Origin of the sequence: Vibrio sp. S457-15 (assembly GCF_000960545.1) — a bacterium.
Classification (GTDB): Bacteria; Pseudomonadota; Gammaproteobacteria; order Enterobacterales; family Vibrionaceae; genus Vibrio; species Vibrio parahaemolyticus.
On sequence record NZ_JYOQ01000174.1, the window covers coordinates 256,063 to 270,384 of the forward strand.

Genomic DNA, 14,322 nt, shown 5'->3' on the forward strand with positions numbered 1-14,322 from the left:
ATGTTTCTGGAGAAAGACATGCAAAAGAACACCCTCTGGTTCAATGGCCTATCCATGGATGATGTCGACAAAGTCGGCGGTAAAAATGCTTCACTTGGCGAAATGGTTTCTAACCTTGCTAATGTTGGCGTATCAGTACCAAATGGCTTTGCGACAACCTCATACGCGTTTAACCAATTCCTTGACCACGAAGGTTTGGATGAGCGTATTCACCAATTACTTGATGAACTGGACGTTGACGATGTTGAAGCTCTGCGTAAGACAGGCGCTACCATCCGTCAATGGGTATTACAAGCCCCTTTCCCTGCGGATCTTGAACAAGAAATTCGCAATAATTATGAAGAACTTATCGAAGGCAACACTGAGCTTTCGGTAGCGGTTCGCTCTTCTGCAACAGCGGAAGACCTACCAGACGCCTCTTTTGCTGGTCAGCAAGAAACGTTCTTGAACGTGAAAGGCATCGACGCAGTACTAGAAGCCACAAAGCACGTTTACGCTTCTCTATTTAACGACCGTGCGATCTCTTACCGTGTTCACCAAGGTTTCGACCACCGTGGCATCTCGCTATCTGCGGGTATCCAACGCATGGTTCGTTCAGACAAAGCCTCTTCTGGTGTTATGTTTACGCTAGACACTGAATCTGGCTTTGACCAAGTCGTGTTCATTACATCGTCTTGGGGTCTAGGTGAAATGGTCGTTCAAGGCGCGGTAAACCCAGACGAGTTCTACGTTCACAAACCAATGCTTGAAGCGGGTGAGCACCCGATCGTTAAGAAAACCTTTGGTTCAAAGTTGATCAAAATGATCTACTCAAACAACCAAGAGATCGGCAAGCAAGTTGATATCATCGATACGTCAGAAGAAGAGCGCAACACCTTCTCTCTAAACGAAGAAGAGATCAAAGAGCTGGCTAAACAAGCGATGATCATCGAAAAGCACTACCAACGTCCAATGGACATCGAGTGGGCAAAAGATGGTATCGACGGCAAGTTGTACATCGTTCAAGCACGTCCAGAAACCGTATGTTCTCAAACAGAACAAAACGTGATTGAACGTTACGAACTGAACAACAAAGCCGATGTGCTTGTCGAAGGCCGTGCTATCGGCCAACGAATCGGTAAAGGCCCAGTACGTTTGGTTGACTCTCTGGACCAAATGTCACTGGTTCAAGAAGGCGATGTGCTTGTCACAGACATGACTGACCCAGACTGGGAACCAGTGATGAAGAAAGCATCGGCAATCGTAACTAACCGTGGTGGACGTACGTGTCACGCAGCAATCATCGCTCGTGAACTAGGTATTCCTGCTATCGTTGGTTGTGGCGACGCGACAAGCAAACTGACCGATGGCGCAACCGTAACCGTCTCTTGTTCAGAAGGTGAAACAGGTTACGTTTACCAAGGCGACTTGGATTTTGAAGTAAAACGCTCTTCTGTGGATGAACTGCCACTGCTGCCAACAAAAGTGATGATGAACGTGGGTAACCCTGATCGCGCGTTCGATTTTGCACAAATTCCAAACGAAGGCGTTGGTCTTGCACGTCTTGAATTCATCATCAACAAGATGATCGGCATTCACCCGAAAGCACTGTTGAACTTTGACGCTCAAAGCGATGAGCTGAAAGCAGAAATCAAACAGCGCATTCGTGGTTACAAAGATCCTATCGATTTCTACGTAAGCAAACTGACGGAAGGCATCGCGACCATCGCTTCTGCTTTCTGGCCAAAACGCGTCATCGTTCGTATGTCTGACTTTAAGTCGAACGAATACAGCAACTTGGTTGGTGGTAAAGCGTACGAACCGCATGAAGAAAACCCAATGCTAGGCTTCCGTGGCGCATCTCGTTACATTTCTCCAGTGTTTGAAGACTGTTTCGAGCTAGAAACGCAAGCCATCAAACGCGTTCGTAACGAAATGGGTCTGAAGAACGTTGAAATCATGATCCCATTTGTGCGTACACCAAGCGAAGCCGCATCGGTTATCGATTTGCTAGCGAAGTTTGATCTGCGCCGTGGTGACCAAGGTCTGAAAGTCATCATGATGTGTGAACTACCATCAAACGCAGTGCTTGCCGATGAATTCTTGAAGTACTTCGACGGCTTCTCTATCGGTTCAAACGACATGACTCAGCTAACGCTTGGTCTAGACCGTGACTCTGGCGATGTGGCTCACCTATTTGATGAACGTAACGCAGCCGTGAAAATCATGCTGAAAATGGCGATTGATGCTGCAACCAAAGCTGGCAAGTACGTAGGTATTTGTGGTCAAGGCCCATCAGATCATGAAGATTTGGCGGAATGGTTGATGGAGCAAGGCATTAGCTCTGTTTCACTCAACCCAGACACCGTTATCGACACTTGGTTACAGCTAGGTAAAGTTAGCAAGTAATTTGCCGAAAGGAAGCCACTTAACACAAGTGCTCCTAAACCAATGAGACAAAGCCCTCAAGCTGCGGTTTGAGGGCTTTTTTGTTGGGCTTCTATCACGTCCTTGTCAAGGGTACGTGAGTTCGTGACGTCAATCCCAACCTAGAATCACCGTCAATTTTCCCTATCCTAAATTTCACCTAAAATGAAATAAAACCGACCACGTTTAGGACGAGCTCTAATGAAAAAGCCGATCGTTATCTTAACCACACTTATGTTACTCACCTCTCCTGCTCATGCAGATTGGGACGAGATATCCAACAAAATGTCTGAGCTAGGCGAAGCGGTTTCGGATACTGCGCAAGATGTTTGGGACGACACTAAAGCCTTTTCAAAACAAGCGTGGCAAGATTTCACGAATTGGTCCGAAGAAGCAATCAATACGGCTGGCGAATGGACAGATGCCAGTATCGAAAAAAGCAAAGAATGGATAGATGCCGCAGACAAAAAAATTGATGAGTTGATGGAAGGCGACACGCCAGAAGAAGCGCGTCAAGCGATTGATTTGATGGCCGATAGCACCTTACTCAAACTCTTTAATGAAAAACCAGAAGCGAAAGCGATTTACGATAAAGCTTACGGCTACGCCGTTTTTGATTCTCGCAAGCTCTCTTTGCTTTTCCACACTAATTCAGGCTCTGGTGTGGCGGTAGATAAGACCACCGAAAAACGCACCTACATGAACATGTTTGGTATGGGGGTTGCGCTAGGGCTCGGCGGCAAGTTTTATCAGCAAGTGGTTTTGTTTGAAAGCAAACAAGACTTCGATACGTTCGTCAACGAAGGCTGGGAAGCGACCAGCGAAGCTTCAGCAGTTGCAGGCGAAGATGCCGAAGAGTTCTCTGCACAGTTCAACAGCGGCGTTGCCGTTTATCAGCTCAACTCAAAAGGCTTACTTATCGATGCGAATGTATCTGGTTCAAAATACTGGGTAAATGAAGAGCTCACCAACGCCCAGTAATTTACCTGCTCTGATTGAAAACACTTCACAACAACGAATGGTTTCACAGGAATTGATATAAATCTGATCATTAAAAATCATAGAATTAACAATCGAGAACGCAAAACTGAGTACCTGAGCAACTTTTTAGGGGGAAGTCACGAGAAGATGGTGACTTCCCTTTCTCGTTGGATTGCTTTTGGTTATGCTTGCGCAAAATTAAATCATGTCAACTCGATGATCGCATGCCTAACCAAAACTTTAACGCGCAACTCGCAGAAGCAATTTCTGCTTTAAACACGCCTAACTTCACCCCAAAATTGATGAGCGTGATTCACTCAATTTTCGATTTTGATTGCGCGATCATTCTTGGTTACCGAGAAGGCAAACATCCGATCTATCTTTATGACTCGATTGAAAATGAACGTGAGTTGCTATTTCAACGTTACCTGACCAACTCATTTCAAAACGATCCGTTTTTCCAAAACCTCAACCAGCACAAGCAACAAGGCATCTTCACCCTAAAAGATGTGGCGAAAAAAGGCATCGAGTATCAAACGTATCGAAAGCAGTTTTACGATCAAACAGGTTGGAAAGATGAACTCAGCATGCTGGTAGAAATCGAATCCGGTCGTTGGGTAATTCTCTATTTTGGCTGCTTGCTTGAAGGTAAACGCTTCTCTGCCGCGCAAATCAACAACTTGCGCTCGCATTTTTCTGTTCTTCAATCGCTGTGCCAACAGCATTGGAAACAAGCCGAGTTTAACTTATCAGAGCCCGTAGTTCGCCCAGACGCCTACACTGGCAATATGAAGGTTGCCATTGAGCAGGCGTTAAGCTCATTTGGCATAGAGTCACTGACTCGACGGGAGCAGGAAGTCGCCTCCCTTCTTGCTCAAGGATTTGATACTAAAGAAATTTCTGCGCATCTTCATCTTGTTCAAGGCACAGTAAAAAACCATCGAAAGCGCATCTATTCTCAACTTAATGTTTCATCGTTGAGTGAGCTGTTTCAATTGTTCCTCAACCACCTGATCATGCACTCAAAATAGAAAACTATCCCTTTAGGGATATATCGGCAAAAGGTGTCGCGTTTTAGTCTGAATACAACAACCACTAAAACAGACAAGAAGAATGACGACACCATTACTGCAAGATTTACAAGATCGTGGTTTGATTGCACAAGCCAGCGATTTGGAAGAAATTCAGACACTTCTCTCACAGCCTCAAACCGTTTACTGCGGCTTCGATCCTACTGCAGGCAGCTTGCACATCGGCCACCTCGTGCCTTTGATTATGCTTAAGCGCTTTCAAGATGCCGGACACCAAGCCGTTGCCCTGATCGGTGGTGCAACGGGCATGATTGGCGACCCAAGCTTTAAAGCGACTGAGCGCAGTCTGAACTCAGCAGAAATCGTCTCAGGCTGGGTTAACGATCTCTCAAACCAAATTCAACAGTTGATGAATCACCAATTGAGCAAGCCAATGATCATGGTGAACAACGCTGACTGGATGAAAGCAATCAATGTGATCGACTTCTTCCGCGATGTGGGTAAGCACTTCTCGATCAATACTATGATCAACCGAGAATCGGTAAAACAACGCCTGCACCGCCCTGACCAAGGCATCTCCTTCACCGAATTTAGCTACGCTCTGCTGCAATCGTACGATTTTTCCGAGCTAAACCGTCAATACGGTTGCCGTTTGCAAATCGGTGGCAATGACCAATGGGGGAACATCGTTAGCGGGATCGATTTAACTCGTCGTCAAAATGGTGAGCAAGTATTTGGCTTAACTCTGCCGCTGATCACCAAATCCGATGGCACCAAATTTGGCAAAACTGAAGGTGGTGCAATATGGCTAGATCCTAGCAAGACCTCTCCTTACGCGTTCTACCAGTTCTGGCTTGGCGCAGAAGACGCCGACGTTTACCACTTCTTGCGTTACTACACATTCTTGAGCTGCGAAGAAATTGCCAGCATTGAAGCGCAAGACCAAGCAAGCCAAGGTAAGCCACAAGCACAACGTATTCTCGCTGAGGAAATGACGCGGTTTGTTCATGGCGAAGAAGGCCTAGCTAGCGCCGAACGCATCACTCAAGCTTTATTCAGCGGTAATGTGCAACAACTGAGTTTGGGTGAATTAAAACAATTGGAGTTGGATGGTTTACCAAGCATTGAGAGCGCACAACAAGATTTGGTTGAGCTGTTGATTGAGTCGGGGTTAGCAAGTTCGAAGCGTGTTGCACGCGAACACATCAGCAACAACGCCATCAGTGTAAACGGAGAAAAAGTGTCGGCTGATAACCCGAGTTTGAGCTTCCCACTGTTCGATCAATACTGGTTATTGCAACGCGGTAAAAAGCACTTTTGCCTCGTAAAGCGTGCCGCGTAGCAACACTCGAAGTACAAAGCCTATAAAAAATTCCCCTCACCACTTTCGTGATGAGGGGAATCCAAATTTGAACGATTTTAAGCCTAAAAATAGGCAAAGACGTCGCTTATTGCGTTCTTAAACGTTGCCAGTACTTTTCGTAAATCGCTAACGTTTCTGCGCCAACATCATTAATGAACTCGCCTTTTTTCATGTCTTCTGATGAAGGGAAAATAGTACGGTTGTTTTTCAACTCTTCTGGCAATTTGTCACGCCCAGCGTTTGTTGCCGACGCATAACCCAAACTGGTCACGATTTCCGCTTGGTTCTCTGACTGGTACATAAAGTTAATAAATTTATGCGCCAATGCTTTGTTTTTACTGCCAGACGGAATAGTGAAGTTGTCCATCCACAATACCGCGCCCTCTTCCGGCATCACGAACTTCAGCTCAGGCATTTCAACCTGCCCTTGGAATGCGTTGCCGTTCCATTGCATGCCGACCGATGTTTCACCGGACACGTAAGGGACTTGAGGTGCGTCTGAGTTGTACAGCAATACGTTATTTTTCAGTGCCACTAAAGAATCGAAAGCCTGTTTGATTTCTGCTTCATCTTTGGTGTTCACGCTATGGCCATTTTTCTTCAGCGCCATACCGAACACATCGCGAACGTCATCAATCAGCATGACTTGTTGTTCGTATTGCGACTCCCATAAGTCAGCCCATTTTGTCACTGGTTGCTCAACCATGGATTCGTTGTAGCTGATCCCGGTAATGCCCCAAATATAAGGCAGAGAGTAATCATTTTTCGGATCGTGCGCTTGGCCGAGTAAGCCGTCCATTGTGTCTTGCATGTTTGGCACTTGAGCGTGATCTATTTTCGAAAGCAGCCCTTCTCGACCCATTTTTTCAATGAAGTATGCAGAAGCAAAAACCACATCGTAACCAGAACCTTTTAGCAATTTGAGCTTGGTATACATTGATTCATTATTCTCAAAGGTCGAATAATTAATCGTAACGCCTTCTTGTTTTTCAAACGCTTTTAACGATGCTTCCGGCAAATAGCCACCCCATGCATAAACGTTCAACGTTTTGCTATCTGCATGAGCAAACATGCTGAGCACAAGAGCACTCAGCCCCAATCCTTTGATGATTAATTTCATGGTATGCGATCCAACCAGTCCAGCGACGCGCTGGGATTCGGGTGCATAATTAGGTAATTGTTACCCAATTGAAAGAAAATTTAATTAATCTTTAACAGCAAAAATATTTATCGAATTTATAAAATTAATGCGCGTTTTTAATAGCGACTGTGCATACCAAAATGATGAGACATTCCATCTTCCATTCGGCCTCCTTTCCAGCCACCAGCACCGAATAAATGAAGCACATCTTGAGCGGTATAATCGACACCAGCGAAGAAGTCATGCGCCACATCAGAGCGGATGGCTTGCAACTCCGGTTGGTTTTCCAAATCAAGATCTTGCGGATTCGCATACAACGCCAACGCAATTTTTTGTTGGCACGCGCTTAACTCGCTGGTGCTCGTCTTTACCTGACCGACGGAAAAGTACTCACGACTGCCGTATCCCACTATCAATCTGGTACTCATAAGCTTAATCACTTTCTTAATGCGGCGACGTTGTATAAATCTCAACATGTTGAAGTCCTTATTTATATTTCGATAATTAATAATAAGTTTTGTATACCACACATCAATACTCTAGAGTGTCAGGGTTTAGCACGGCACTCAAAGAGTATGGAGTTCAAGAGTGAAAATTGACGATCTAAAACTGTTCACCAAAGTCGTCCAACTTGGCAGCTTTACAGCGGCAGCCAATGCTTTGGACTTGCCACGAGCAAATGTTAGTCGACGCATTGGAGAACTGGAACGTTACCTCGGAACGCAACTTTTTCACCGCACCACTCGCAGCCTTTCGCTGACAAACAAAGGCGATGCCTACTACCAAGATCTACAAAAAGTACTCACCTTGCTTGATTCGGCAAACCAGCAAGCCAGTAACGAAAGCATCGAGGTCAGAGGAAAAATCAAACTTGGCCTTCTGCCAGAAACCTATGAACATCTTCAACCCATTTTGTTTGAATTTCAGGATCAATACCCGCAGGTTGAACTCGACATTCGCAATATCAACAATGGCTTTATTGATATGTTTCAGCAGGGGTTGGACATCGCGCTGCACGGCGGCATGCTGTTTGATTCAGACATTGTCGCGAGAAAGATCTTAACGCTAGACCGATGTGTCGTTGCCTCACCGAACTATCTTCAAACTCACGGCACGCCCGCCACATTAGAAGAGTTGAGCGATCATCAGTGCATTTGTTTTCGTTGGCCAAATGGCAATGTCGACAACCTTTGGCATTTTCAGGAACAAAACGTAGCGCTCAAACCAAAACTCATTTCCAACAACATCGGCTTTATTAAAAGCTCCACAGTGCTTGACCGCGGCATCAGCTATATCCCAAAACTGTTGGTAAAAAATGAGCTCGAATCCGGTGCATTGGTGCAAGTATTGTCTCAATATGCTGTCACAGAAGAAACGGGGTGGTTACTCTATCCTCAACCGAAAACGCTGAACCAAGCTAGCCGGTTACTTATTGAACATTTGTGCAATAAAATCCCAAAACTTTTGTAGTTTGCATTTATTGTCATAAAATTTGTGACATTGAATCATGCGCACGCATGATTATCTGAACATCTGTGAATTATAAGATGGCACCGAAATTATGGAGCCATCTTATGAATCATCAAATCAAAACCGCTGCGCTGAGCACTATCGCGCTCTCTCTACTCGGCTGTAATCAAGCTCAACCTCAGGTTGAGGAGCCAAGCGCATCCAGACCCGTTCAAGTGATTGAAGTCAACGAAAGGAATGAAGAACTCAACAAATCATTCAGCGGGATCGTAAAAGCAAAAGAAACCGCCTCACTCTCTTTTCGTGTACCCGGCACCGTGGAAAGCGTGTTCGTAAATAAAGGCAGCGTGGTAGAAAAAGGCCAAGTCATTGCCACGCTAGACAAGCACGACTACCAAGTCTCACTAGAAGAATTACAAGCGCGCATGTTAGAAGCGCAATCAGCCCACAAACTCGCGAAAGCCGAGTTAAAGCGCGTAAAACAAGCGACTTCTGATGATGCCATTGCCAGCGTAAACTTAGACCGAGCCATCAACAGCTACGAACGTAGCCTCTCTGCCGTCAAAGTGGTTGAGAAAAACATCCAACGTGCAAAAGATGCCCTACGTTACACCACTCTACGTGCACCATTCACTGGCATTGTTGCCGACGTTTCTGTTGATCCACATGAACAAACCTTGCCGGGCGGCAGTGTTGTGTCAATTCAGCAAGAAGGCAGCTGGGAAGTGGACATCGACGTGCCGGAAAATATGATTGCGCAATTCGCACTAGGTCAGCCAGCATCGTTGACTTGGTATGATTCGGAGCAATCCTACCGAGCAACCGTGGCAGAAATCGCGCCGAAGAAGCACCTGCTCAAACAAACCTATACCGTCACGCTAGACATCGATTCGATTTCCAGTGCGCTATTCAACGGTAAAGCAGTCACGGTAAATACCGCGCTCAACACCAGTCACTCAAGCCATTGCTTTCCTTACTCTGCAATTTTGGGTGAGAAACAAACTCTGCACGTGAATGTGGTTCGTGATGCGGTTATTCATTCAGAGCCGGTCAACCTTGACTCTATCGATGCATACCAAGCGTGTGTGACCGGAAGTTTTGAGCAAGGCGATTATGTCGTGATCAGCGGTAGCCATTATCTGAGCGAGGGCGATGCCGCCCCAAACCTGACCATCAAGACGTTGTAGGTGCGAATCCATGATCAATTTAGCTGAATTCGCGATTCGCCAACGTAAGTTCGTTCTGTTCTTTATCGTATTGAGCGTGATCGCTGGCATCTATTCTTACTTCGACTTAGGCAAGTTGGAAGACCCGAGCTTTACGGTAAAAACTGCGGTAGTCGTGACCCTTTATCCGGGTGCATCTGCCGAAGAAGTCGAGCACCAAGTCACCGATACCGTGGAAACCAAATTGCAGGAAATGGCAGAGTTGGATCGCTTGCGCTCATTGTCTCGCCCAGGTTTGTCTATGGTCTTTGTTGACCTCAAAGAGAGCCTTAATTCCAAAGCACTTCCGCAGGAATGGGACTTATTGAGACGCAAAGTGGACGATGTAAAACTGCAGCTGCCTTCCAGCGCGCAGATCAGCGTAGTACAAGACGAGTTCTCTGAAGTCTACGGCATGCTTTTCTCTATCCACAGCACAGATGCTGCGCCAGAAGAGTTGCGTCGCTACGCCGAAGAGCTGCAACGCCAAATCAAAGCCGTCGACGGCATCAAAAAGATCGAGCTACACGGCGTTCAACCTCGCGTTGTACATATCGATATGCCAGACGAGCGCTTGGCTCAATATGGTTTGTCGATCGCACAAGTTTGGAACCAACTGAGCACACAAAACAGCACGTTCGAAGCGGGAAAATTCGATGCGGGTACAGAGCGTATTCGTATTGCGCAAACCAGTGAGTTTCAGTCTCTAGAAGACATTCGCAATTTAATCATCAATGGTGGCACCGGAGAGTTTGGCTCGGGGTTGATTCGTCTTGGTGACATCGCCGACATCACCATGGGTTATCAAACACCAGCATTGGCAGAAAACCGCTACAACGGAGAGCCCGCTGTCACCTTGGCGGTGAGCCCAGTTCAAGGCATTAACGTGGTGTCACTTGGCGATACGATTCAAGACATCATCGCTAACTACCAAGCTACACTGCCGCTGGGTGTCGACATCTCGACCGTTGCTTATCAACCTGAAGAAGTACAAAAGTCTATCGACGACTTTGTTGGCAACCTGCTTGAAAGTGTCGCGATTGTTTTTGTGGTGTTGTTGGTCTTCATGGGTTTTAAGAGTGCGACCATCGTTGGCGCAAGCTTGCTCCTGACGATTTTGCTCACGCTTGTATACATGAACATCGCCAGCATCGATTTGCACCGCGTCTCGCTAGGTACGTTTATTCTCGCACTGGGCATGTTGGTGGATAACGCCATTGTGATCACCGATATGATGATCGCTAAGCTCAACAAAGGTATCGAGCGAACTCGCGCCGCGATTGATTCCGTCAAAGAAACCGCCGTGCCACTTTTAGGTGCAACTGTCATCGCGATTATGGGCGCAAGCCCAGTGTTGTTCTCCAAAACCGACTCCGCCGAGTTTGCGAGCTCTGTGTTCTACATTGTGGCGTCGTCACTGTTGCTTTCATGGATCGTCGCGATGACGTTTACGGTATTAATGGCGTGGATGTTCATCAAGCCAAAAGCTAACAGCGAAGAGACCAAACCGAGCCGTTATAAACAGTTGGTATTCTGGACGGTGGACAACCCGCGTAAAGCATTAGCCGCTTTGGTTCCGTTGATTTTAGTCACCGCCGTGGCAATCCCGTATGTGGCCGTGAACTTTATTCCTCAGTCGGATCGCTCAATTGTGTTTCTCGATTACTGGCTACCCAATGGTGCCAAGATTGAACAAACCTCGGCAGACATGCGCAAAGTTGAAGAATGGTTGGTCGCACAACCAGAAGTGGAAAGTATCTCTAGCTACGTCGGCACCAGTGCACCTCGCTTCTCGGTAACGGTAGAGCCTGAGCCACTCGACCCTGCCTACGGCCAGATTCTGATCAACACCAAAGACTACGAGAGCATCAGTCACTTGGTAACGCGTGGCGATGATTGGCTGAAAGAGGCGTTTCCGGATGCCGAACCTCGCTTCCGAGCGCTGAAGCTAGCAACCAAAGATAAGTTCGCGGTTGAGGTGCGTTTTTCTGGTCCGGATGAAACCGTATTACATCAACTAGCGGCGGAAGCGAAAACGATTTTTGCTTCAAACCCTGATGCAAAATACATTCGCGATGATTGGCGCCAAGAAAGCAAAGTGCTCAAGCCGATTCTAAACCAAGACAAAATGCGTCAAGCAGGCATTAACCGCGCCGATGTCGCTTTCGCGCTAAAACGTGCATCAGACGGCATGCCGCTCGGACAAATGAACCTGAATGATGAGCTGATTCCAATTCAGTTACGTGGCACATCGCGAAACATGGCGTCACTAGAAACGCTACCTGTGCGCTCTCTACTTGGCTTTAACAGCGTTCCGCTTGGTCAAGTGGTGGATGGATTCGAACTGGTCACCGAAGAGAGCATGATTTGGCGACGAGACCGCGTGAAAACCATCACGGTTCAAGCGGGTGTGAGCCGAGACTCCACGCCAGCGAATGTAAGAAATGCCATTAAAGATCAGGTTGAAGCTGTCCAACTTCCGGCGGGTTACAGCATGGAATGGGGAGGCGAATATTACGATGAAGACAAAGCGGTCACCGACATCATGAAGCAGCAACCAAAAGCAATGCTGATCATGGTGATTATTTTAGTCGCGATGTTCAACGGCTTTAAGCAACCAATCATCATCCTCGCAACGCTACCACTGGCAGCATCAGGGGCTGTGTTTGCTCTGCTTGGATTCGATAAACCATTTGGCTTTATGGCGCTGATCGGAGCTATCACACTAACCGGGATGATCATCAAAAATGGCATCGTACTAATGGATCAAATTGAGCTCGAACGCACAAATGGCAAGAGCTTGTCTGACGCGATCAAAGAAGCCACGGTCAACCGTACTATGGCCATTTCTATGGGTGCGTTAACGACCGCGCTCGGCATGATCCCGCTGCTGTCAGATCTGCTGTTTGACCAAATGGCGGCAACCATCATCGGAGGCTTGGCAGCCGCAACCATATTGTCACTGTTTGTCATGCCTGCGCTGTATCGCCTTGCTTACAAAGAAAAAGCACCATCCACACAAACCAACGCTGAGCTAGAGGAGGCGTCATCGTGAAAAAATTCATTCTAACGCCTGTCGTTCTAGCCCTAAGTTTAGCGGGCTGTGCAGTGGGGCCAGACTACCAAGCACCGACCACCAGCATGGCAGAAACCTACTTGAACGCCGAAAATGCAGGGTTGAGTACCGATTCACAACACGTTGAGTTTTGGTGGACTAAGTTTCACGATCCGGTGTTGAATCAAATGGTTCAAGACATGCAGAGCCAAAACATTCCGCTGAAAGTGGCGGCCGAGCGGGTGAAAATGGCCAACAACTATAAAACCATGGTGGAGTCATTCAAGGTACCGACAATTAATCTCGGTGCGGGTTACATGAACTATCAGTTCAGTAAAAATGACTCTTCACTCGGTCCGATATTGAATCCACTCAGTGATTCCGTGTCGGGTCTGCCACCTCAAATTGGTAACGTCACCCTAATGGATAATCAGCACGATGGCGTATTTGCAGGCGCGAGTATCGCTTGGGAAGTTGATCTGTTTGGGCGCATTGACCGCCAAGCAAACGCTGCGCAAATTCGTCTCGAACAAGCTCAGATTTATCAAAGCGGCTTGAACACGGTGATCACGGCGGATTTGATTCACAACTACTTGCAATACCAAGGCGCAAGCGAGCGCCTTGAGTTGGCAAAGTCGAACTTAGAAGATCAACGACGCACACTCGACCTCGTCGGAAAAGTCGTGCGCAGCGGCTACGGTTCTGATCTCGATTTAGCCCAAGCGAAGGCCACACTTGCGGCGATGGAATCGCTCGTTCCGCAGTTAGAAATTGCACAACAAGCGCACAAACATCGTTTAGCAATATTGCTTGGTGAGCCGCTAACGCAAGTCGAAATCCGTCTGTCTAAGCAACATAGTGTACCTGTCATGCAAGACATGGTGCCGGTCGGTTTACCTTCCGATTTGCTTAAACGTCGTACCGATATTCGCTTAGCCGAGCGCGAAATGGCCGCGCTCAATGAAGAGTTAGCAGCAAGCGTTGCTGATCAATATCCGAAGTTCTTTTTGACGGGCGCTCCGGGGTTGTCTGCGTCAAGCTTTGACGATCTTTTCAGGAGCGATTCTTTCGGTTGGATGGGCGCGGCAGGCGTAAGCTGGAACTTGTTCGATGGGGGTCGTGGCGAGGCAATTGAAGCCATCAACCAAGCGCGTTTTGATTCGGCGACATTGTCTTATCAACATACGGTAGAGGCGGCTTTGGCAGAAACCGAATCCACGCTGTTTACTTATGGTCGCAGCCAAGAAAATCAGCGCCGAATCGATGATGCATTGAAAGCCACCAATAACGCCGTCAACAAAGCCAAGTCACTGTACCGAGCAGGCTTGATTGATCACTTATCAGTTTTAGATGCGCAACGTCAGCAACGCATGATGCAAGATCAGCAAGTCGCGGCAAAGTTACAAACCGCACAAGCTACGATTGCGCTCTACAAATCACTTGGTGGTGATTGGACGCTACAACCAGAAGCACAACCCGAAACGAATGCCAAAGGTTAGGTTTCTTACAAGCCTCACACCTTTGCATCATAACGGATGCCGTTAAATCGGTTAAAAAGAGGCCACTTAGATGGCCTCTTAGTTTGTGAGGCAAATATTTCTACCACCTATGCCCTCTCTCGGTTGTATAATGTCGGCTCTGAAATATTTTGTTACGTTACTTCGGTAACC

At 47.1% G+C, this 14,322-nt stretch carries 10 protein-coding genes; 8 read left to right on the forward strand and 2 right to left on the reverse strand.

The window, feature by feature from the left end; translation table 11 throughout:
• Positions 1 to 18 precede the first annotated feature (18 nt).
• The 4 genes from ppsA (at position 19) to tyrS (ending at position 5,760) form a co-directional block, all read left to right on the forward strand.
• On the forward strand, positions 19 to 2,388 hold the full coding sequence (gene ppsA / locus UF05_RS18510; RefSeq protein ID WP_005479906.1) for a phosphoenolpyruvate synthase: 2,370 nt from the start codon (positions 19 to 21) through the stop codon (positions 2,386 to 2,388).
• Between the two features lie 219 nt (positions 2,389 to 2,607).
• A complete protein-coding gene (locus UF05_RS18515; RefSeq protein WP_005464130.1) occupies positions 2,608 to 3,387 on the forward strand; it encodes a hypothetical protein in 780 nt (259 codons plus the stop codon).
• A 224-nt stretch (positions 3,388 to 3,611) separates the two neighbouring features.
• The gene (locus UF05_RS18520; protein WP_045546333.1) at positions 3,612 to 4,418 is read left to right on the forward strand and encodes a helix-turn-helix domain-containing protein; all 807 of its coding nucleotides are present in this window, start codon (positions 3,612 to 3,614) and stop codon (positions 4,416 to 4,418) included.
• 82 nt (positions 4,419 to 4,500) lie between these two features.
• Positions 4,501 to 5,760 carry a tyrosine--tRNA ligase gene (gene tyrS, locus UF05_RS18525; RefSeq protein WP_045546260.1) on the forward strand — a complete coding sequence of 420 codons (1,260 nt, stop codon included), beginning with the start codon at positions 4,501 to 4,503 and terminating at the stop codon, positions 5,758 to 5,760.
• Positions 5,761 to 5,866: 106 nt separating this feature from the next.
• On the opposite strand, the gene UF05_RS18530 is transcribed toward tyrS, so the two are convergent.
• Together UF05_RS18530 and UF05_RS18535 are read right to left on the reverse strand one after the other, a co-directional pair.
• Positions 5,867 to 6,901: an ABC transporter substrate-binding protein gene (locus UF05_RS18530; RefSeq protein WP_005373831.1), complete on the reverse strand. Its 1,035-nt coding sequence runs from the start codon at positions 6,899 to 6,901 to the stop codon at positions 5,867 to 5,869.
• Positions 6,902 to 7,038: 137 nt separating this feature from the next.
• Complete coding sequence (locus UF05_RS18535; protein WP_005479810.1) at positions 7,039 to 7,398, reverse strand: DUF6559 family protein; 360 nt, start codon at positions 7,396 to 7,398, stop codon at positions 7,039 to 7,041.
• Between the two features lie 112 nt (positions 7,399 to 7,510).
• Here UF05_RS18535 and UF05_RS18540 point away from each other — a divergent pair, with 112 nt between their 5' ends.
• The 4 genes from UF05_RS18540 (at position 7,511) to UF05_RS18555 (ending at position 14,151) form a co-directional block, all read left to right on the forward strand.
• Positions 7,511 to 8,392, forward strand: coding sequence for a LysR family transcriptional regulator (locus UF05_RS18540; protein WP_005479816.1), 882 nt, complete (start codon positions 7,511 to 7,513; stop codon positions 8,390 to 8,392).
• Between the two features lie 104 nt (positions 8,393 to 8,496).
• On the forward strand, positions 8,497 to 9,579 hold the full coding sequence (locus UF05_RS18545) for an efflux RND transporter periplasmic adaptor subunit (RefSeq protein WP_045546261.1): 1,083 nt from the start codon (positions 8,497 to 8,499) through the stop codon (positions 9,577 to 9,579).
• A 10-nt stretch (positions 9,580 to 9,589) separates the two neighbouring features.
• Entirely contained in the window at positions 9,590 to 12,652 is a 3,063-nt protein-coding gene (locus UF05_RS18550; RefSeq protein ID WP_045546262.1) for an efflux RND transporter permease subunit, read from the forward strand.
• Positions 12,649 to 14,151, forward strand: coding sequence for an efflux transporter outer membrane subunit (locus UF05_RS18555; RefSeq protein WP_031817529.1), 1,503 nt, complete (start codon positions 12,649 to 12,651; stop codon positions 14,149 to 14,151). Before UF05_RS18550 ends, UF05_RS18555 begins: the two co-directional genes overlap by 4 nt.
• Positions 14,152 to 14,322: the final 171 nt, after the last annotated feature.